Annotated in this window: 21 protein-coding genes; all 21 read left to right on the top strand. The window is 62.5% G+C overall.

Features of this window, described 5'->3' with window-relative positions; translation table 11 throughout:
- The first annotated feature begins 93 nt into the window (after positions 1–93).
- Positions 94–1,113, top strand: a complete 1,020-nt coding sequence (locus ABUA09_RS13410) for a DUF2804 domain-containing protein (RefSeq protein WP_279203381.1) — start codon at positions 94–96, stop codon at positions 1,111–1,113.
- Positions 1,107–1,667, top strand: a complete 561-nt coding sequence (locus ABUA09_RS13405; protein WP_033116246.1) for a M48 family metallopeptidase — start codon at positions 1,107–1,109, stop codon at positions 1,665–1,667. Before ABUA09_RS13410 ends, ABUA09_RS13405 begins: the two co-directional genes overlap by 7 nt.
- Before the next feature lie 93 nt (positions 1,668–1,760).
- A complete protein-coding gene (locus ABUA09_RS13400; RefSeq protein ID WP_033116245.1) occupies positions 1,761–2,189 on the top strand; it encodes a MarR family winged helix-turn-helix transcriptional regulator in 429 nt (142 codons plus the stop codon).
- A gap of 16 nt (positions 2,190–2,205) precedes the next feature.
- Complete coding sequence (locus ABUA09_RS13395) at positions 2,206–2,973, top strand: sulfite exporter TauE/SafE family protein (RefSeq protein ID WP_033116244.1); 768 nt, start codon at positions 2,206–2,208, stop codon at positions 2,971–2,973.
- A 169-nt stretch (positions 2,974–3,142) separates the two neighbouring features.
- Positions 3,143–3,424, top strand: coding sequence for a YabP/YqfC family sporulation protein (locus tag ABUA09_RS13390; protein WP_033116243.1), 282 nt, complete (start codon positions 3,143–3,145; stop codon positions 3,422–3,424).
- Between the two features lie 20 nt (positions 3,425–3,444).
- Positions 3,445–4,689 (top strand): sporulation protein YqfD, encoded by a 1,245-nt coding sequence (locus ABUA09_RS13385; protein WP_208319240.1) that lies wholly within the window; start codon positions 3,445–3,447, stop codon positions 4,687–4,689.
- 27 nt (positions 4,690–4,716) lie between these two features.
- On the top strand, positions 4,717–5,706 hold the full coding sequence (locus ABUA09_RS13380) for a PhoH family protein (protein ID WP_033116241.1): 990 nt from the start codon (positions 4,717–4,719) through the stop codon (positions 5,704–5,706).
- Entirely contained in the window at positions 5,696–5,974 is a 279-nt protein-coding gene (locus ABUA09_RS13375; protein ID WP_349949414.1) for a GIY-YIG nuclease family protein, read from the top strand. Before ABUA09_RS13380 ends, ABUA09_RS13375 begins: the two co-directional genes overlap by 11 nt.
- A gap of 115 nt (positions 5,975–6,089) precedes the next feature.
- Positions 6,090–6,587 carry an rRNA maturation RNase YbeY gene (ybeY, locus tag ABUA09_RS13370; protein WP_033116239.1) on the top strand — a complete coding sequence of 166 codons (498 nt, stop codon included), beginning with the start codon at positions 6,090–6,092 and terminating at the stop codon, positions 6,585–6,587.
- A 173-nt stretch (positions 6,588–6,760) separates the two neighbouring features.
- Positions 6,761–7,654, top strand: a complete 894-nt coding sequence (era, locus tag ABUA09_RS13365) for a GTPase Era (RefSeq protein ID WP_033116238.1) — start codon at positions 6,761–6,763, stop codon at positions 7,652–7,654.
- 341 nt (positions 7,655–7,995) lie between these two features.
- Positions 7,996–8,742: a DNA repair protein RecO gene (gene recO / locus ABUA09_RS13360; RefSeq protein WP_208319237.1), complete on the top strand. Its 747-nt coding sequence runs from the start codon at positions 7,996–7,998 to the stop codon at positions 8,740–8,742.
- Between the two features lie 17 nt (positions 8,743–8,759).
- Positions 8,760–9,626, top strand: coding sequence for a PhzF family protein (locus ABUA09_RS13355; protein WP_227151359.1), 867 nt, complete (start codon positions 8,760–8,762; stop codon positions 9,624–9,626).
- Between the two features lie 70 nt (positions 9,627–9,696).
- A complete protein-coding gene (locus tag ABUA09_RS13350) occupies positions 9,697–12,072 on the top strand; it encodes an endonuclease MutS2 (RefSeq protein ID WP_058117299.1) in 2,376 nt (791 codons plus the stop codon).
- A gap of 218 nt (positions 12,073–12,290) precedes the next feature.
- Positions 12,291–12,554, top strand: a complete 264-nt coding sequence (locus ABUA09_RS13345) for an HPr family phosphocarrier protein (protein ID WP_033116234.1) — start codon at positions 12,291–12,293, stop codon at positions 12,552–12,554.
- Between the two features lie 63 nt (positions 12,555–12,617).
- Positions 12,618–13,418 carry an EcsC family protein gene (locus tag ABUA09_RS13340; RefSeq protein ID WP_208319234.1) on the top strand — a complete coding sequence of 267 codons (801 nt, stop codon included), beginning with the start codon at positions 12,618–12,620 and terminating at the stop codon, positions 13,416–13,418.
- Complete coding sequence (locus ABUA09_RS13335) at positions 13,418–14,260, top strand: VanW family protein (RefSeq protein ID WP_208319233.1); 843 nt, start codon at positions 13,418–13,420, stop codon at positions 14,258–14,260. The genes ABUA09_RS13340 and ABUA09_RS13335 overlap by 1 nt, the downstream gene beginning before the upstream one ends.
- A gap of 15 nt (positions 14,261–14,275) precedes the next feature.
- Positions 14,276–16,108: an excinuclease ABC subunit UvrC gene (gene uvrC, locus ABUA09_RS13330; protein WP_208319232.1), complete on the top strand. Its 1,833-nt coding sequence runs from the start codon at positions 14,276–14,278 to the stop codon at positions 16,106–16,108.
- Positions 16,105–17,277 carry a transglutaminase domain-containing protein gene (locus ABUA09_RS13325; RefSeq protein WP_208319231.1) on the top strand — a complete coding sequence of 391 codons (1,173 nt, stop codon included), beginning with the start codon at positions 16,105–16,107 and terminating at the stop codon, positions 17,275–17,277. Before uvrC ends, ABUA09_RS13325 begins: the two co-directional genes overlap by 4 nt.
- A gap of 41 nt (positions 17,278–17,318) precedes the next feature.
- Positions 17,319–17,867: a 16S rRNA (guanine(966)-N(2))-methyltransferase RsmD gene (gene rsmD / locus ABUA09_RS13320; RefSeq protein ID WP_033116231.1), complete on the top strand. Its 549-nt coding sequence runs from the start codon at positions 17,319–17,321 to the stop codon at positions 17,865–17,867.
- A 27-nt stretch (positions 17,868–17,894) separates the two neighbouring features.
- Positions 17,895–18,389: a pantetheine-phosphate adenylyltransferase gene (gene coaD, locus ABUA09_RS13315; protein ID WP_033116230.1), complete on the top strand. Its 495-nt coding sequence runs from the start codon at positions 17,895–17,897 to the stop codon at positions 18,387–18,389.
- Positions 18,389–18,928: a hypothetical protein gene (locus ABUA09_RS13310; RefSeq protein WP_033116229.1), complete on the top strand. Its 540-nt coding sequence runs from the start codon at positions 18,389–18,391 to the stop codon at positions 18,926–18,928. Before coaD ends, ABUA09_RS13310 begins: the two co-directional genes overlap by 1 nt.
- Positions 18,929–18,961 lie beyond the last annotated feature (33 nt).

Here is an 18,961-nt window from a genome sequence, read left to right as displayed (position 1 = left end):
GCAAAAAAGCCGGTGGGTGGTATAATGGGACCCGATCAAAAGGGGGCCTCCTGTGGAGCGCGCCCCTTCGGCGCGGAACAAGGAGGAGGCTCCATGCAGCATGAGATCACGCATGCCATTCCACTGCTGGATGAGCGGGGAAATCTGACCGAACCGGGCTGGGCCAGACGGCTGCTGCCCGTCTATGACCGGGCCCGGGTGAAGGGCGGCCCAACCGGGTGCAGGGAGTGGGACGATTATCTGGTGATGGGCCCCGGCTTTGCCCTGGCCCTCACCATTGCAGATCACTTTTATCTGGGGTTGGATTCTATCTCCCTGCTGGATTTCCGGGAGGGCTGGCAGATGACCAGGTGTCCCAGGCGGCCCTTCCCTATGGGGCGCACCGGGCTTCCGGTGACCTCCGAGCGGGGAAATGCGGCGGTATCCGGGCGGGGATACGGCATCCTTTTCCACAACGACGGCCTGAACCGTACGCTGACTGCCCACATGGACGCCTTCCGGGAAGGGGCGGCCCTGGACGCCCACATCGTGCTTCGGGACGAACCGGAGGAGTCTATGGTGCTCTCCGTGCCCTTTGACAGGCCGGGGCAGTTCTATTTCAGCCAGAAGATCCATGGCATGCGGGCGGATGGAACGGTGCAGCTGGGCACGCGGCGCTACGACTTTCACTTGGGGGACTCCTTCGGCATCCTGGATTGGGGGCGGGGGGTATGGACCTGCCGTGACACCTGGCACCGGGCTTCAGCGGCCGGGCTGCTGGGAGGCACCCCCTTCGGCTTTCACCTGGGGCGCGGCCTGGGGGACGCCTGCACAGCGACGGAAAATATATTGTTCTATCAGGGGAGAGGACACAAGCTCTCCCGGGTAGATTTCAGGATCCCGCAGCGGGGCGGCAGGGACGACTTCAGATCACCGTGGGTCCTCGCCAGTGACGACGGGCGGTTTGAGGCGGTTTTTCGCCCCATGCCGGCCCGCGCAGGCGCCGAGGTGGTCCGGCCGGACCATCACCAGGTGTTCGGCGTCTTTACCGGTGCCGCCGTGCTGGACGGCGGAGAACGGCTGGAATTCCGAGACCTGATGGGGTTGGCAGAAAAGGTGGAGAACAAGTGGTAGAGGAGCTGCGCACGGTGAGCACGCCGCAAGGAATGATCCAGTACCTGCTTGCGGTGAAAAAGGTCAAGAATATGAATCTGCGGGTGCGGCCCGACGGTTCGGTGCATGTGTCGGTCAGCCGGCGGGTCCCTAAGACTGCCGCGGACGACTTCGTGCGCAGCCGCGCCGATTGGATCGCGGCGCGGCTGGCGGAACGCGCTGCGGGGCCCGGCCCCCTGGCGCCGCCGGACCGGGAAGCGGCGCTGCCTGTGCTGCGGGCCTCGCTGGAGCGTATGTGGCCGCTGGTGGAGCCTCTGGGGGTGAAAAAGCCGGAGCTGAAAGCCAGATTCATGACCAGCCGCTGGGGGAGCTGCCACTGGACTCGGGGAATCATCGTGCTGAACACGGCCTTAACGGTCGTACCACAGGAGCTCCTGGATTATGTAACGCTCCATGAGCTGGTCCATTTCCTCCACCCCAATCATGGCGCGGGCTTCTATGCCGCGATGGACCGGCTCCTTCCGGAGTGGCGGGTGCGGCGGAGCGCGCTGCGGAGCTATACGCTGGCGCGGTAGCGGCGGTGGGCGGCCCGCGGTTTTCGGCTTGACAAATGGCCAAAGAGGACTATACTTACATATAGTTCTATTTAGAACAAAAGAGGTGAGCCGATGTACCTTTCCGATCTGTGGGACCTGCGCTCTCTGACCAAGCGGCTGTATGGACAGCGGATTCAGCCGGTGTGTGAAGCGTACGGCCTGACCCGTATGGAGATGGATATTCTGCTGTTTTTGGCCAACAATCCGGCGTTCGACACGGCCAGGGATATTGTGGAGCGCAAACAGTTTACAAAATCCCATGTGTCGGCGTCGGTGGCGGAGCTGGAACGGCGTGGTTATCTGCGGGGCGAGTTCCGGGAGGGGAACCGAAAAACGGTGCACCTGGCCCTCTGTCCGGGGGCGGAACCGGCGGTACGCGCAGGACAGGCGGCCCAGAGGGAGGTTCTTACAGCCATGTTCATGGGATTCACGGAAGAGGAACGGATGCGCATGGGGCAGACCATAAGTCGGATCGTCTCCAATATTCGCACGGCGCTCTGAGCCGGAGGGAAAAAGGATGCTGTACCAATTTTTCATCTGTTTTGTGGCGGGGATCGGGGCCGGATTGGGCACCGGTTTTGCAGGCATGAGCGCAGCAGCGGTGATCAGCCCCATGCTGATCACCTTCCTGGATGTCCCTGCTTACAGCGCCGTGGGCATCGCGCTGGCCAGCGATGTTCTGGCCAGTGCGGTCAGTGCTTATACCTATGGCAGAAATCAGAATCTGGATGTAAAAAACGGCGTCATCATGATGGCCACAGTACTGTGCTTCACCCTGGTGGGAAGCTGGATCTCCAGCCTGGTGCCCGGCACCGCCGTGGGTGGGTTTTCCGTCTTTATGACGCTGCTTCTGGGGATCAAGTTCATCGTGCGTCCCGTTATGACCACCAGGGAGAAGATGGGGACGGTCAGTGGGGGAAAGCGGGCAGTCCAGTCCATTCTGTGCGGGATGCTGGTCGGCTTCATCTGCGGCTTTGTAGGGGCGGGCGGAGGTATGATGATGCTGCTGATCCTCACCAGCGTGCTGGGCTATGAGCTCAAAACGGCTGTGGGGACCAGTGTGTTTATCATGACCTTTACGGCATTGACCGGCGCGGTGAGCCACTTTGCCATCGGCGGTGCGCCCGACCCCGGGGTGCTGCTGTTTTGCGTGCTCTCCACCCTGCTTTGGGCGCGGATCGCCGCCAAATTTGCCAACCGGGCGGCCCCCGCTGTGCTCAACCGGGCCACCGGCGTGGTGCTGACCGTGTTGGGCGCGTCTATCCTGGCGGTCAATTATTTGTAAGAGTTGAGGGATTCCGAGGGCGGCCGGGGACATTCCTGCCTCTCCTGCGAATCAAACGTGCGGTTGCTTTTTCGGCCACAGCAGGTCGGAAAAGCAGCCGCATTTTTGTGCCGGACAGGCAAGGCGGCGCGGTCCCCTTCATACACATAGCAGGACAGGAGGGCTCGCCATGGAGAAAAAAGGACGCAAAGAGGGACTTCTGGAAAAAACAGCGGAGGTCTTCGATCTGCCCGGCGATGTGGTGGCAGGGCTTCCGCGGGTGGAGCTGCTGGGGGACCATCAGCTTCGGATGGAAAACCACAAGGGGATCCTGGCTTACGGCACTGAGGAGATCCATATCAGCGGCGGAAAGCTTATTGTGAAGGTGCGCGGCGCCCATCTGGAGCTCCGGGCGATGAACGCGGTAGAGCTGCTGATCACGGGAGATATCGTCGGGGTGGACCTGGCGTAACGGAACACGGAGGGAAGCGTATGCAGGCCATCATCAATTTTTTGCGGGGCAGCGTTCTTTTTACGGTGACAGGCGCTTTTCCCGAGCGGTTTTTGAACCTCTGCGCCCAGCGCGGAGTAGGATTTTGGGATCTGGAGTGGCTGGACGAGCACAGTTTGCGGCTGCGGGTGGCCCGGGGGGATGCCAAACGGGTGGGCGAGCTGGCGGAAAAGGTCATGTGCGAGGCGTCGGCCCAGCGCAGGGCCGGGGTTCCCTTCTTCCTGGCCGGGTTTCGCAGGCGGTACGCCCTTCTGCTGGGTCTGGCGCTCTCGATTGCAGCGGTGTGCGTCCTCTCCCGGTTTATCCTCACCATCGAGGTATCCGGAAACGAGAAAGTACCCACCGCCGCCATCCTGACGGAACTCTCCCGGCAGGGGGTGCGGGTGGGGGCCTACGGTCCCGGCCTGGATGTGAGGCGGATCAGCCAGGAGGCGCTGATCCGCCTGGAGGACCTGGCTTGGATGTCGGTAAACCTCCACGGTACAAGGGCGGAGGTGTTGGTACGAGAAAAGCTGCCCACGCCGGAGCTCCGGGATGAGACCACCCCTGCCCATGTGATCTCGGCCGCCACCGGCATCATCACACATATGGAGGTGCTGGAGGGACAGCCCTCCTTCCAGGAGGGGGATACCGTGCTGGAAGGCGAGGTGTTGATCAGCGGCGTGGTGGACCTGAAGGAGCCCAAGTATGCCACCGTGGATGCCGGGCAGCGCCTGGTCCATGCCAGAGGCAACATCTACGCCCGGACATGGCGGACCCTGGAGGCCGAGATCCCGCTGGAGGCCCAGGTGAAAGCATACACGGGGGAGAAAGAAACCGGCTGGTCTCTGATCCTCCTGGGCCACAGCGTGAATTTTTTCGGAAAGACTGGCATTCCCATGGATGGGTATGATAAAATAAGCACGACCCGCGTATTCACGCTTCCGGGAGGACGGGTGATGCCCCTGGCCCTGCGGAAGACGGAATACCGCGCCTATGAGACGGTCCCTGCGGCTCTGGATCCGGATGCGGCCCAGGCCATGCTGGAGGAACAGCTTGCGGACCGGCTGGAAAAGTTGGTGGGAGAGGACGGCGAGGTCGTCCAGCTGAGCTTTGCCGCCCGGGAGGCAGAGGGGATCCTGACCGTTACGGCGAAGGCGGAGTGCCGGGAACAGATCGGCCGGGAGGTCACCTTCGAGGGAACGGTGGGCGAGACCACGCCGGCCCAGCCGCTGCCTGCGGGATAGAAGCGTAAAAATAAGGAGCGACAAAATTTGATCGAACAGACCGTCAGTATGGAGCGCGTCGAGGAGGCCGTCAACATTTTCGGCTCCTTTGACGAGAACATCAAGATCATTGAGCATGAACTCTCGATCTCGGTGGTGAACCGGGACGGGAGCCTGAAGATCGCCGGCGAGAACGGGGAGAACGTCATCTATGGCGTTAAAGCCATCGAGGGGCTATTGGAGCTGTCCGGCCGCGGCGAACCCATCAACGAGCAGAATGTCCGCTATGTCCTCCAACTGGTCAAATCCGGCCAAGAGGACAAGATTGGCGAGGTGGCCCGGGATGTACTGTGCGTCACGGCAAAGGGAAAGCCCATCAAGGCCAAGACGCTGGGGCAGAAGCGGTATGTGGACGCCATCAAAAAGAGCACTGTGACCCTGGGGATCGGCCCGGCGGGCACGGGCAAGACCTATCTGGCGGTGGCCGCCGCTGTTGCGGCCTTCCGGGCGGGCCAGGTCAACCGCATCATCCTCACCCGGCCCGCCGTGGAGGCGGGGGAGCGGCTGGGCTTCCTACCCGGCGACCTGCAAAGCAAGGTGGACCCCTACCTGCGGCCCCTCTACGACGCACTTTTCGACATGCTGGGGACCGAGACCTACAATAAATATCTGGAGCGGGGCAATATCGAGGTGGCCCCCCTGGCCTATATGCGGGGCCGCACGCTGGACGACTCCTTCATCATTCTGGACGAGGCCCAGAACACCTCGCGGGAACAGATGAAAATGTTTCTTACCCGCCTGGGCTTCGGGTCCAAGATCGTCATTACCGGTGATGTGACCCAGATCGACCTGCCTGCCGACAAGGTGTCCGGCCTCAGGGAGGCCATGCGGGTGCTCAACGGAGTGGAGGATATCGCCATCTGCCGCCTCAGCGGGGCCGATGTGGTCCGGCATGTGATCGTCCAGAGGATCATCAAGGCCTATGAGGAGGATGAGCACCGGCGGAAATCGGCGGAGGGGAAGCGGGATGGACGGTGAGGCCGCCCCACGGGAGAAACGCTATTGGGTCTACATCCTCCGCTGTGCCGACGGCACGCTCTACACCGGGATTACCAACGATGTGCCCCGCCGCTTGGCGGCCCACAACAGCGGGCGGGGCGCAAAATATACCCGGGGCCGCGGCCCGGTGGAGCTGGTCTACCGGGAGGCGTGCGGGGAAAAATCGGCCGCCCTCCGGCGGGAGGCGGCCGTCAAGCGCCTGTCCAAGGAGGAAAAGCTGCGGCTGATGGGGGAAGTGTGCCAGTGAGCGGGGCGGGATGAGGCCGATCATCCCGCCCCGATTCTTGTATGGAGGACTGGTAAAAAGACGGAAAACCGTGTATAATCATAGGCAAGCCCGGAGAAAAGAGGAGTGGAGTGCCATGGACAACGAGATCATCATCGAATCCGAACTGGAGGAGGACACGGCCGCCTGCGAAACGCTGCTGCGGCGGGTCATTCCGGCCGCTCTGGAGGCTGAGGGCGTGGGCGCGCCCTGCGAGGTGGACGTGCTCCTCACCAACGACGAGGGCATTCGCAGGATCAATTTGGAGCAGAGGGATGTGGACAGGGCCACCGACGTGCTGAGCTTTCCCATGTTCGAATATGTACCCGGCCGCCCGCCGGAGGGCGCCGCCGATGCCGACCCGGAGACCGGCCTGATCCCTCTGGGGGATATGGTGATCTCACTGGAGCGGGCCCGCGCCCAGGGAGAGGAGTACGGCCACGGGACTGAGCGGGAGGTGGCCTATCTGGCCGTTCACTCCGTGCTCCATCTGCTGGGCTACGACCACATGGACGACGGCCCCGAGAAGGCCCGGATGCGGGAGCGGGAGGAGACCATCTTGGGCGCTCTGGGCATATCCCGGAGGCAGATGTGATGAGGCCCGGCGCGTCCCATACCCGGCGGGAACTCCAATTCTATCCGGGAAACTTTGCGAAGCTGGATGGGGAGCCGTGAGGGGGCGGCGGGCACCGGCGCAGCTTGGAGCCTTACACTGTAAATAGCGGAAATCACCTCAAACCGCACAAAGAAAGTTGAGGATCATCTGAAATGAATCTTACGAAATCCGGCATGATCTCCATTGTGGGCCGCCCCAATGTGGGAAAGTCCACCCTGACCAACGCCCTGGTGGGCGAAAAGATCGCCATCGTCACCAACAAGCCCCAGACCACGCGCAACCGCATCTGCGCGGTTCTCAACCGGGGCGAGTGCCAGTATGTCTTTATGGATACCCCCGGCCTCCACAAGGCCCGGACCCGTCTGGGAGAATATATGGTGGGCGTGGTGAAGGAGAGCGTGGCAGATGTGGACGCCGTTATGCTGCTGATAGAGCCCATCCCCCATGTGGGCGGCCCGGAGGCGGAGCTCATCGCCCGCATCCGGGCGCTGGGCGTGCCCGCCGTGCTGGTCATCAACAAAATCGACACGGTGAAAAAGGAGGAGCTCCTCTCCGTCATGCAGGTCTATCAGGCCGAGTGCGACTTTCAGGCCATTGTGCCAATCTCAGCCAAAAACGGAGACGGGGTCGAAGAGTTGTTGAATGTGCTCGCCGCGTTCCTGCCCGAGGGGCCGCAGCTCTTCCCCGACGACATGATCACGGACCAGCCCGAGCGGCAGGTGTGCGCCGAGATCATCCGGGAAAAGCTGCTGCTGTGCCTGGAAAAGGAGATCCCGCACGGCACCGCGGTGGAGCTGTCCAAGTTTTCCGAGCGGGAGAACGGGATCATCGACATCGACGCTACCATCTACTGCGAAAAGGCCAGCCATAAGGGTATCATCATCGGAAAAAATGGGGCTATGCTGAAGAAGATATCCACCCTGGCCCGCAAGGACATCGAGGCGTTTATGGGCACCAAGGTGTTTTTGGAGACATGGGTCAAGGTCAAGGAAAACTGGCGCGACAATCTCAATTTTATCCGCGATGTGGGGTATCGGGACGAGTAAGGCGCGGATATGGAAGGGCGCAGACCGTACAGGATACGGAGGGCGGGCCGGCGACCGGCACCAAAATAAGTCCGAAAATTTACCGCTGATAACAGAGCGGGAAACAGGCAACCTAATGGAGAAGGGGGCCTGTCAAAATGAACTGCGAAGCACTTTGGGAGCTCTTCCTCGCCACCGGTCTGCCGGAGGCCTACGCGCTTTACCGCCTGCTCAGGGAGGAGGAAGCGCGCGAGATCAAAACCGCCTGAACCCCCGCTGCAGGCTGATTGCCCGGTGGGGCTTGCGGCCCGACCGATGTTCTACCAAGGGCGCTTACGCGCCCATACATAAAGGGTGACGGGATGCACATTGTGACCCAGGGACTGGTCCTGCGGGAGACCAACTACAAGGAAACCGACAAGATATTGACCGTCCTCACCCGGGAAGGGGGCAAGCGCACGGTGAAGGCCCGGGGCTGTCGGCGGAGAAACAGCCCGCTGGCGGCCTCGGCACAGCTGCTGGTCTGGTCGGATATGACGCTTTTTGAGTACCGGGACTATATTTCCCTCAACGAGGCGGAGGCGCTGGAGCTCTTTTGGGGGGTCCGCAGGGATGTGGAGAAGCTGGCCCTGTGCTCCTACTTTGCCGAGGTGGCCGAGGCAGTGGCCGAGGAGGGACGGCCGGATCAGGCGCTGCTGTCCCTGCTGCTCAACTCCATATATGCCCTGGACAGGCTGAACAAGCCTCCGGCGCTGGTAAAAGCCGCCTTTGAGCTCCGGCTTTTGTGCGTGGCGGGATACGAACCGCTGCTGGACGCCTGCGCGCTCTGCGGCGAGGAGGCGCCGGCGCAGCCGCGGCTGGATCTGGGCGAGGGGGTGCTCTGCTGCGCTGCCTGCGGTGAGGGGGAGGGCGCCTCCCGGCCTCTGGACGCCGTCAGCCTGGCGGCCATGCGCCATGTGGTCTATGGAGATCCGAAGCGCCTTTTTTCCTTTTCGATGAATGGGGAGAGTATGGCGCTGATGGCCCGGGCCTGCGAGGATTTTCTCCTCACGCAGTTGGACCGGGGCTTCCGCACCCTGGACTTTTATAAACAGCTCGATATGGGCTAAAAAGGAAGGTGGCCGTCATGAAACTATATGTTGTGGACGCATTTACGACACGAAAGTTTTCCGGCAACCAGGCGGGAGTGGCGCTGCTGGGCCGGGACGAGGACTACCCGGACGACGGCTTCATGCAGACTCTGGCGGCGGAGCTCAAGCACTCCGAGACCGTCTTTGTCAAGCGCCTGGGGCCGGAGTCTTTCCGCCTGCGCTATTTTACCCCTGAGGGAGAGGTGGATCTGTGCGGGCACGCCACCATTGCGGCGTTTACCGTGCTGCGGGAGGAGGGAAACCTGGCCCCAGGCACCTATGGCGCCTCTACGCTGGCGGGTGAGCTGAGCATTGAGGTCTCCCGCACCGCGGTGTGGATGGATATGGCCCCTCCGGTGGAGGGGAGGACCTTTCGTGAGGAGGAGGCCAGGGAGCTGTATGCCGCCTATGGACTGAGCCTGGATGATATGCCGGCGGATATGGCGCCCAGAGCCGTGAGCACGGGGCTGTGCGACATCCTGCTGCCGGTGAGCACCAGGGAGGCCCTGGAGGCGGCGGTACAGAACGAGGCGGCGGTGACGGAGCTCTCCCGGCGCTACCAGGTGGTGGGCATCCACATGTTCTGGCCGTCCCTGGAGCGGGGGGAGACCGCCCATTGCCGGAATTTTGCCCCCCTCTATGCGATCCCAGAGGAGGCGGCCACAGGCACCTCCAACGGCGCCCTGACCTATTACCTCTACCGCCAGGGGAAGCTCCGCCCTGGAGACGAGAGCCGCTTCCTGCAGGGGGAGCATATGGGCAAACCCTCGGAGATCCTGAGCCGGCTGGAGGAGGGCGACGGAAGCGTCAAGATCCGTGTCGGGGGCCGGGCGGTGCTCACCTTGGGGCTGGAGCTGCTGTAAGGGCCTCCCACAGGCGGAGAAACCGATATGGAAAATCAATGGAAGGCAAAACCTGCAAAGAGGTAACTACATGACCGATCTGTTTGAAAAATCCATCCAGACTCTGGAACTGCCCAGGGTGCTGGAGTTGTTGGCCGGGCAGGCCCAGACGGAGGAGGGGAAGGATCGCTGCCGCGCCCTGCGCCCGCTGACCGATGCCGACGATGTGCGCCGCCGCCTGGAGGAGACCTCCGCCGCGCTGGGGATGATTGTCCTACGGGGGAGCCCCTCACTGTCCGGCGTCCGCCCTGTGGGAGCGTCCCTCCAGCGGGCCGATATGGGAGGGGCGCTGAACACCAAGGAACTGCTGGACATCGCCGCGCTCCTGCGCTGCGCCCGGGCCGCCAGGGAATACGCCTCCGGGGAGGGCAGCGCCAAAACCTGCATCGACCATCTTTTCGCCTCCCTGGCGCCGAACCGTTTTCTGGAGGAAAAGATCAGCGGAGCCATCCTCTCGGAGGAGGAGATCGCCGACGCGGCCAGCCCCGAACTGGCCGATATCCGCCGCCATATCCGGGCCTGTTCCTCCAAGGTGCGGGATATCCTGCAAAAGCTCATCTCCTCCTCTCAGTCCAAATATCTGCAGGAGTCCATCATCACCATGCGTTCCGGGCGGTATGTGGTGCCGGTGCGGTCGGAGTGCAAGAACGAGATCCCCGGCCTGGTCCATGACGTGTCCGGCTCCGGCGGGACCTTTTTCATTGAGCCCATGGGCGTGGTCAAGACCAACAATGAGCTCCGGGAGCTCCAGGCCAGGGAGGAGAAGGAGATCGAACGCATCCTGCGGGAACTCTCCGCCGAGTGCGCCGCCCACAGGGAGGACATCGCCCAGAATTACGATCTGCTGGTGCTCCTCGACGGCATCTTTGCCCGGGCCCGGCTCTCCAGCCGGCTCCACTGCTCCGCGCCCAGGCTGGCGGCCAGGGGGATCGATCTGAAAAAAGCACGGCATCCCCTACTGCCGCCCGACAAAGCGGTGGCCAACGACCTGCGCCTGGGCGGGGACTTCGACACGCTTGTAATCACCGGGCCCAACACCGGCGGAAAGACCGTGACGCTGAAGACCATGGGTCTGCTCATCCTCATGGCCCAGTGTGGCCTGCACATCCCTGTGGGGGATGACAGCAGCATTGTGATCTTTGACCACGTGCTGGCCGACATCGGCGATGAGCAGTCCATTGCACAGAACCTGTCCACCTTCTCCTCTCACATGACCAACATCGTGGGGATCCTGGAGGCGTGCGGGCCGGGTTCCCTCATCCTTTTTGACGAGTTGGGGGCGGGCACCGATCCGGTGGAGGGTGCCGCTCTGGCAGCAGCCGTCATTGAGTCCGCCCGGAAGCGGGGCGCTCTGGTGTGCGCCACCACCCACTATGCCGAGCTCAAGGTCTATGCCATGACCACGCCGGGGGTGGAAAACGCCTCCTGCGAGTTCGACGTGGAGACCCTGGCTCCCACCTACCGCCTCCTCATCGGGATACCCGGCAAGTCCAACGCCTTTGCCATCTCCAAGCGGCTGGGGCTACCGCAGAGCATCATCGATCAGGCCGCAGCCCGGATCGACGCAGAGAATGTCCGCTTTGAGGATGTGCTCACACAGCTGGACCGCCAGCGGCAGGAGATGGAGCGGGAGAAAGAAGAGGCGCGAAAGCTGCGCCGGGAGATGGAGGACGCTGCAAAAACCGCCAGGGAGTACCGCCAGCGCCTGGAGATGGAGCGGGACAAAGAGGTGCAGAAGGCCCAGGCGGAGGCCAGAGCGATCCTGGACGAGGCCAGGCGGACGGCGGATCAGGTCTTTGCCGAGCTCAACGATATGCGCAGACGCCAGGAGAAAGAGGCCAGCTGGCAGGAGCAGAACGACCGCAGGGCGGGGCTCCGCCGGCGGCTCAACGAGGCGGAGGACGCCTTGGGCGGGCACAAGGAACTGCCCGTCCCGCCGCCCACCCGGCCGGCCAAGGCAGGGGACACGGTGGAGCTGGTAAAGATGGGCACCCGCGCCACGGTTTTGGCGGTCAATAAAGACGGCGGACTCCAGCTTCAGGCCGGCATCCTGAAGATCACGGCGAAGCAGGAGGAGGTCCGCGTGGTGGAGGACGCGGGGGATGGGAAAAAGCAGGCTGCCCACATCGCCCAGAGGGCGGAACACAAGCTACGCGCGCTGGGGGCCTCCCCCGAGGTGGACCTGCGGGGCATGATGACCGACGAAGCCCTGCTGGTGCTGGACCGTTTTCTGGACAGCGCCGTTATGGGGCGGCTGGAGACCGTCACGGTGATCCACGGAAAGGGAACCGGGGCGGTCCGGAAGGCGGTCCGGGACCACCTGAAACGGAGCAGATATGTCAAATCTTTCCGCCCCGGCCGCTATGGCGAGGGCGAGGACGGCGTGACGGTGGTGGAGCTGAAATAGGGTGCCGACGGGGCCGGGGAGACCGTCCGTACGAAAACAGGGCGGGGAAAAGACCGGACGGATCGGACGATTTGTCAACTTTCCCAGCATCCCGCGGATTTAGGCCTTGATTTTCTCACGCCTGAGTCCGTGAATTTGTGCAAAATGTCATTGACGGGTGAGACTAAATTTGGTATGCTAGATACGCAAACAATGCTTTGCTTGAGGGGGGAACACAATTGTATATCAAAGAGGCTGTCGTGAACAATCAGGTTGGTCTCCATGCTAGGCCTGCTACATTCTTTATCCAGAAGGCCAACGAGTTCAAGAGCTCCATCTGGGTGGAGAAGGACGAGCGCAGGGTGAATGCCAAGAGCCTGCTGGGTGTCCTCTCTCTGGGCATCGTCAAGGGGACCGCCATCAATCTGATCGCGGACGGGCCCGACGAGAAGGAAGCCGTCGAGGCGCTCATCGAGCTGATCTCCAGCAACTTCTCGGAGTAAGGTTTTCGCCACAGGAAAAGCGCCGCATTGCGGCGCTTTTTTTAATATTTGGGTCGTGACGGTATGAGCAGTTTACGCAATCCATATAACCGGCAGCTGGACCGCATCCGCCGCCGGGAGGACCGCCTGTTCCGGGAGAGCGGAGGGGGCTCCGCCCTCAAGACGGGCCTGAGGGAAAAGATCGAATCCAAGATACCGGAAAAGCTGATGGAGACCATGGACGCCGCCTTTTATACGGCATTTCAGGTCATTTTCAAGCGGGGGACTGGGCTGCTGGGTAAGACCATTCCGGAAAAAAGGCTGCGGGCAGACCGGTACATCAAGGAGTATTATCTGGGAAAGGACCCGGACGCCCGGAGCGTGCGCGCCTTCCACAAGAGCGCGGTCCTGAGTGGCGCGGCTACCACCGCTATGGCCACGGCGGAGGGCTGTGCGCTGGGGCTGGCGGGAATGGGCCTGCCCGATATCCCCATCCTGATGTCCATTCTGCTGCGGGCGGTCTACCAGACCGCCGTCCGCTACGGGTTTGCCTATGATACGCCCCAGGAGCGGTACTATATCCTGCTGCTCCTCAGCGCGGCGCTCACCAGAGGGCCGGAACGCGCCGCCTTTAGCCGCCGGGCGGATGACTTCGGGCGGTCTGTGGACCACGGAGAGGGACCGTGGTTCGACCTGGACACCCAGATGCGAGAAACCTCCAAAGCCCTCTCCAACGCCATGCTGGTGGTAAAATTCATCCAGGGGACCGCCATCGTGGGGGTGGTGGGAGGCGCGTGCAACTTCTCGGCCAGCCGGAAGGTCACAGAAGTGGCCAATCTGAAGTATCAGAAGCGTTTTTTGGAGAAAAAGAGGAGGGGACTGTGATGCGGGAAGGGATGACGCCGGTGCCGGTCCGGCGCAGAGCGCTGCGGCTGTGGTTGGGGGCCCGGTATTTTCGTGCCCGCCGATGGGTCTGGTGGCGGCTGGGCGGCGTGTCCTTTGCCCGCCGGCGTACGGATCCCCCGTGTCCCTATCGGTGCGCGGCCCACGCCACCCCGCTGATGCGCAGGTTCAAGGATGTGGACATGTGGATGCAGGAGAACAAGGTGAAAAACCTGCGTCTGGCCGTGGCGCGGCTGGATGGAATGACGCTCCTTCCCGGTGAGACCCTCTCCTACTGGCGAAGCATCGGGAACCCAAGCCGCCGAAAGGGTTATGTGGAGGGGATGCTGCTGCGCAACGGTCAGGTGGTGCCCGGGGTGGGGGGCGGGCTGTGTCAGTGTTCCAATCTCCTCTACTGGATGACCCTGCATACCCCCCTTACGATCACGGAGCGGCACCGGCACGGGTACGATGTGTTCCCGGACGCGGACCGGACCCAGCCCTTTGGAAGCGGGGCAACCTGTTTTTATAATTATCTGGACCTGATGATTCGAAACGACACGCCCCATGTGTGGCGGCTGTCGCTCCGGGTCATGGACGCCGAGCTGGAGGGAGCGTGGCAGTGCAGCGCGCCCCAGGCGTTTCGGTATGAGGTCTATGAGAAGAAGCACCGTTTTCAGGGAGAGTACTGGGGCGGATACACCCGCCATAATGTGCTCTTCCGCAGAGTGTTCGATATGGAAGGGGTCCCGGTAGGGGAGGAGTTCGTGTGTGAAAACCACGCCATAATGATGTACTCTCCCATGCTTTCGGAGCGGGAGCAGGCGGCGCGGCCGCAAGAATAAGGTGGTGCGTTCTCGTTGACCTTTGAGGAATTGAAAGAAAAGGCCCATGGCCTTCCGCTGAAGCCCGGCGTATACATCATGCAGGACGCCAAAAACGAGGTCATCTACGTCGGCAAGGCCAAGGCGCTGAAAAACCGGGTGTCGCAATACTTTGCGGACCTGGCCTCCCACACGGAGAAGACCCGTGCCATGGTCTCGCAGATCGATCACTTCGACGTGATCATCGCCGACAGCGAATTTGAGGCGCTGGTGCTGGAGTGCTCCCTGATCAAGCGGCATCAGCCCAAATACAACATACTGCTCAAGGACGACAAAGGCTATCCTTATATCCGGCTCACCGTGCAGGAAGCATATCCCCGCTTTTCCCTGGCCAATAAGGTGGCGGAGGACGGTGCGCGGTATTTCGGGCCCTATGGGAGCCGCGGCGCCAGCCAGGCCATCATAGACGCCCTCAGGGCGGCCCTGCGCCTCCCCGTGTGCGGGAAACGGTTCCCGCGGGACATCGGAAAGGAACGACCCTGCCTCTATTACCGCATGGGGCAGTGCGACGGCTACTGCCGGAAAGAGATGGACCAGAGCCGTTACCGGGAGAACATCGATCAGGCGGTCCGGCTGCTGGAGGGGAAATACGATGAGGTACTCTCCGATCTGAGCGCGGAAATGGAGCACGCCGCGGAGGAACTGCGGTTCGAGAAGGCGGCGGAGCTCCGGGACCGGATGCGGGCCATCGAACTGCTGGGCAAGCGGCAGAAGGTGGTGGCGGGCTCCCTCTCGGATACCGATGTGGTGGGGTTCCACCGTGGAGAGGCCAAAAGCTGCTTTGTGGTGCTCCACTATGCGGATGGGGACCTGGCCGCCAAGGATATGGACCTCATTGAGACCCCAGTGGAAGAGGCGCGGGAGGACACCGTCTCGGCCCTGATAAAGCAGTATTATGGCAGCCGGGGGAGCCTCCCCAGGCAGATCCTGCTTCCCTGCGAGATCGAGGACGAGGTGCCGGTGATGCGGATGCTTTCAGAGGCGTGCGGGCACCGGGTGAGTCTGGTGACCCCCCAGAGAGGGGCCAAGATGGATCTCATTCGCCTGGCCAACAAGAACGCCGTGGAAGAGGTGGAGCGGGCCACCAGTCGGGAGGAGCGGGCGTCCAAGCTGATGGAGGCCCTGGGAAGGATGCTGGGCCTTCCCCGGGCGCCCAGGCGCATCGAGGCCTATGATATCTCCAACACGGGGGACACCAATATTGTGGCCTCCATGACGGTCTTTGTGGACGGGCGTCCCCTGAAGCGGGACTACCGGCATTTCAAGCTCCGGGATATGGAGCACGCCGACGACTACGGCTCCATGGAGCAGGTGCTCACCCGGCGCTTCCGGCGGTACCTGGATGGGGACGAAAAATTCGGCGCTCTCCCCGACCTTCTTTTCATCGACGGCGGTGAGAACCACGCCAGGGTGGCCCTGCGGGTCCTGGAGGAGAACCAGCTCTCCATTCCCGTGTTTGGCATGGTGAAGGACGACCGGCACCGGACCCGTGCGCTGGTGGATCCGGCGGGCGGGGAGATCGGTATCCAGCAGATCCCGGCGGTGTTCGCCCTGGTGGGGCGCATCCAGGAGGAGACCCACCGTTTTGCCATTGAATTTCAGCGCCTCCAGCAATCCAAGCAGGTCCGGGGCTCCGTGCTGGACAGGATCCCCGGCGTGGGGGAAAAGCGCCGGACGGAACTCCTCAGGCATTTCAAGAGCGTCAAGGCGATCCGGTCGGCCTCTTTGACGGAGCTGGAAGCCGCGGTGCCGAAACACACAGCCCGCGCCGTATACGATTATTTCCGCCTTCCGGGGGAGACCCCATGAGAAGGATGGATATGCTGCTGCCGGGTCTGCTGCTGGGCCTGCTGCTGGGCGCCTGCGGCGGCGCAGGGGAGCCGGAGGCCGCTCCCACCCCGGAGCAGATTGCCCGGGCCATCTGTGACAGCCAGGGGGAGGCGCTTTCCTTGACGAGCCTGGAGGCCGCGGAGCGGGGCGACTACTTGGCTGAACACTATGATCTGGAGGGTGTCTGGGAGGACGCGGCGGTCTACACCGCTTCCGGGGCGGATGTCCGGGAGATCGCGGTGGTGCTGATGGAGGAGGACGACGACGCCAACGGACTGAAGGCACGGATGGAGGACTACCTCATAGAGAGGCAGGGGGACTTCTTCGGCTATTTCCCCGACCAGGCGAAGCTGCTGGATGAGGGCAGAGCGCTGGTGAAGGGGCGGTACGCGGCGCTGATCGTCTGCGAGGATATGCCGGCGGCGGAGGCGGCTTTCTACGGATGTCTGGAAGGCGGGGGCGCCGCACCAGCGTCCGGCCCTCCGGCGGAGAACGATGGGGATGCCGGGTTCAAGCCGCCCAACGAGACGGATATGACCCTATATGACACCGAGGCCATCCGCCGGGCCTGGGAGAGCGGAGATGCCGCCGGACTTTCGGAACGGGACGCGGACATCCTGGCCCGGTGCCGCGAGGTGCTGGACGAATGTGTTTCCGACGGCATGAGCGATTTTCAGAAGGAGCTGGCCATACATGACTGGCTGGTAGAGTGGGGAGAATACGACCAGACGGTCTATGATGATCCGGACCACGCCGGACGGGAGGGGAACCGGGACCCCTATGGGATGCTGGTGGGCGGTTATGGGATCTGCCTGGGTTACGCCACCACCTTCCAGCTCCTGATGGACCTGGCCGGCGTGGAGTGCATCACCGTGGTGGGGGCCTCCTTCCAGTCCACCTCGGACCACGCCTGGAACATGGTGAGGCTGGACGGGGAGTGGTACTGCGTGGACCCCACCTGGGATGACCCCTCGGGCGGGGCGGCATGGGCCTCTCCGTCCGCCGTGGCCCGGCGGACCCACCGCTATTTCAATGTGACCAGCCGGGCGATGCGGGAGAGCGATCACCAGTGGGACGAGACGTCGGTGCCGGAAGCCACTGCGGAGGCATACCGATGGGACGGTGTGTCCAAACTGCCCGGGACCTGAGGGGGCCCGGGGCAAGTAATGAAAAAGGAGCGTGCGGGAACATGCGCGTGATTACAGGCTCCGCCAAGGGGCGCAAGCTGAAGGAACTCCAGGGCAGGGAGACCCGCCCCACCACCGACCGGGTGAAAGAGGGGCTTTTCAACATCATCCAATTTGACATCGAGGGGCGGCGGGTGCTGGATCTCTTCGCCGGCACCGGTCAATTGGGAATTGAGTGCCTCTCCAGGGGGGCGGATCGATGCACCTTTGTGGACCTCCGGAAAGAGGCTGCGGCCCTGATCCGGGAGAACCTGACTTGGTGCGCGCTCCAGGAACGGGCTCAGGTGATTCAGGGGGACTATCTGGCCTATCTTACCCGCTGCGGGGAGAAATTCGACCTCATCCTGTTGGACCCGCCCTATGGCAGTGGATTATTGGAAAAGGCGCTGGAGTCCATTGCGGCGATTGACATCCTGTCGGAAAATGGTATAATGGTCTGCGAAAGTGCGGTGGAACAGGTACTTCCGGAGTTGAAAAGCCCTTATACAAGGGGAAAAGACTACCGCTACGGCAAGATCAAGCTCACGGTGTATCGCCGTGACGCCGATTGACCATTCCCTCCAAGGGGGCAAGGACCAATGAAGATCGCGATTTATCCCGGCAGTTTTGATCCCATCACCCTGGGACATCTGAACATCATCAAGCGGGCGGCCCTGTGTTTTGACAAACTGATCGTCTGCGTGATGGTGAACTCCCAAAAGAACGGGCTCTTCACCCCGGAGGAGCGGGTGGAGCTGATCCGCAGAGTGGTGTCCCAGCTCCCCAATGTGGAGGTGGATGCCTCCTCCATCCTGCTGGCGGAGTATGCCAAGCAGCGCCGGGCGAGAGTGATCGTCAAGGGCCTGCGCGCGGTCTCCGACTTCGAAGCGGAGGTCCAGATGTCGGTCATCAACCGGAAGCTGAATCCCAATGTGGACACCATGTTCCTGCCTTCGCACGAGAAGTATACCTATCTGAGCTCCACGGTCGTGAAGGAAATGGTGCGCTATGGCGTGGAGCTGAGCGATTTCCTGCCCAGGGAGATCATCCAGGATGTGAAAAAGAAAACGGAAGAAAGCAGGAGGGATGGCTGATGGCGACCGGTGTGGAAGAATTGGTGGATATGCTTTTTGCCATGATTGACGAGGCGAAAAGTGTGCCGCTGAGCAGTGAGAAGTGCATCATCGAGCGGGACAAGGCCCTGGACCTGCTGGACGATATCAAGGCCCAGTTCCCCATGGAGCTGGGGGAGGCCAAGAAGCTCCTGGCCGCCCGGGCGGACTATATCGCCTCCGCGAAGCGGGAGGCGGAGCTCATCCGCAAGCAGGCGGAGGAGAAGGCGCGGCAGATGCTGGCGGAGGACGAACTGCTGGCCCAGGCCAAGCAGAAGTCCAATGAGATGGTCAAGGTGGCGGAGGACCGCAGCCGGGAGCTGCGCCGGGCCGCCAACGAGTACTGTGAGGACGCCCTTCGGCGTACCGAAGAGGCCGTCAGCGAGGCATACGACGAGATCAAGCGCTCCCGCGCGCGGTTCCGCGCGGCTGCCGCAGGCGTACAGCAGCCTGTGGCTGGCACCGGGGCGGTTGCCCCGGGCGGGCGTACTGTATACGACGCGGCGGCAGACGAAAATTAAAAAGTGACATAAAAAGGCGGCGGGCCCCGACAG

Source organism: Intestinimonas sp. RTP31139st1_F5_RTP31139_211217 (genome assembly GCF_040226735.1).
Taxonomy (GTDB): Bacteria; Bacillota; Clostridia; order Oscillospirales; family Oscillospiraceae; genus Intestinimonas; species Intestinimonas butyriciproducens.
This window is presented reverse-complemented; position numbering and strand designations above follow the sequence as displayed.

Coding starts and splice junctions, on each gene's coding strand:
- ABUA09_RS13410 (WP_279203381.1), top strand. CDS start 94: ATGCAGCATGAGATCACGCATGCCATTCCACTGCTGGATGAGCGGGGA.
- ABUA09_RS13400 (WP_033116245.1), top strand. CDS start 1,761: ATGTACCTTTCCGATCTGTGGGACCTGCGCTCTCTGACCAAGCGGCTG.
- ABUA09_RS13395 (WP_033116244.1), top strand. CDS start 2,206: ATGCTGTACCAATTTTTCATCTGTTTTGTGGCGGGGATCGGGGCCGGA.
- ABUA09_RS13390 (WP_033116243.1), top strand. CDS start 3,143: ATGGAGAAAAAAGGACGCAAAGAGGGACTTCTGGAAAAAACAGCGGAG.
- ABUA09_RS13385 (WP_208319240.1), top strand. CDS start 3,445: ATGCAGGCCATCATCAATTTTTTGCGGGGCAGCGTTCTTTTTACGGTG.
- ABUA09_RS13375 (WP_349949414.1), top strand. CDS start 5,696: ATGGACGGTGAGGCCGCCCCACGGGAGAAACGCTATTGGGTCTACATC.
- ybeY (WP_033116239.1), top strand. CDS start 6,090: ATGGACAACGAGATCATCATCGAATCCGAACTGGAGGAGGACACGGCC.
- era (WP_033116238.1), top strand. CDS start 6,761: ATGAATCTTACGAAATCCGGCATGATCTCCATTGTGGGCCGCCCCAAT.
- recO (WP_208319237.1), top strand. CDS start 7,996: ATGCACATTGTGACCCAGGGACTGGTCCTGCGGGAGACCAACTACAAG.
- ABUA09_RS13355 (WP_227151359.1), top strand. CDS start 8,760: ATGAAACTATATGTTGTGGACGCATTTACGACACGAAAGTTTTCCGGC.
- ABUA09_RS13350 (WP_058117299.1), top strand. CDS start 9,697: ATGACCGATCTGTTTGAAAAATCCATCCAGACTCTGGAACTGCCCAGG.
- ABUA09_RS13340 (WP_208319234.1), top strand. CDS start 12,618: ATGAGCAGTTTACGCAATCCATATAACCGGCAGCTGGACCGCATCCGC.
- ABUA09_RS13335 (WP_208319233.1), top strand. CDS start 13,418: ATGCGGGAAGGGATGACGCCGGTGCCGGTCCGGCGCAGAGCGCTGCGG.
- ABUA09_RS13325 (WP_208319231.1), top strand. CDS start 16,105: ATGAGAAGGATGGATATGCTGCTGCCGGGTCTGCTGCTGGGCCTGCTG.
- rsmD (WP_033116231.1), top strand. CDS start 17,319: ATGCGCGTGATTACAGGCTCCGCCAAGGGGCGCAAGCTGAAGGAACTC.
- coaD (WP_033116230.1), top strand. CDS start 17,895: ATGAAGATCGCGATTTATCCCGGCAGTTTTGATCCCATCACCCTGGGA.
- ABUA09_RS13310 (WP_033116229.1), top strand. CDS start 18,389: ATGGCGACCGGTGTGGAAGAATTGGTGGATATGCTTTTTGCCATGATT.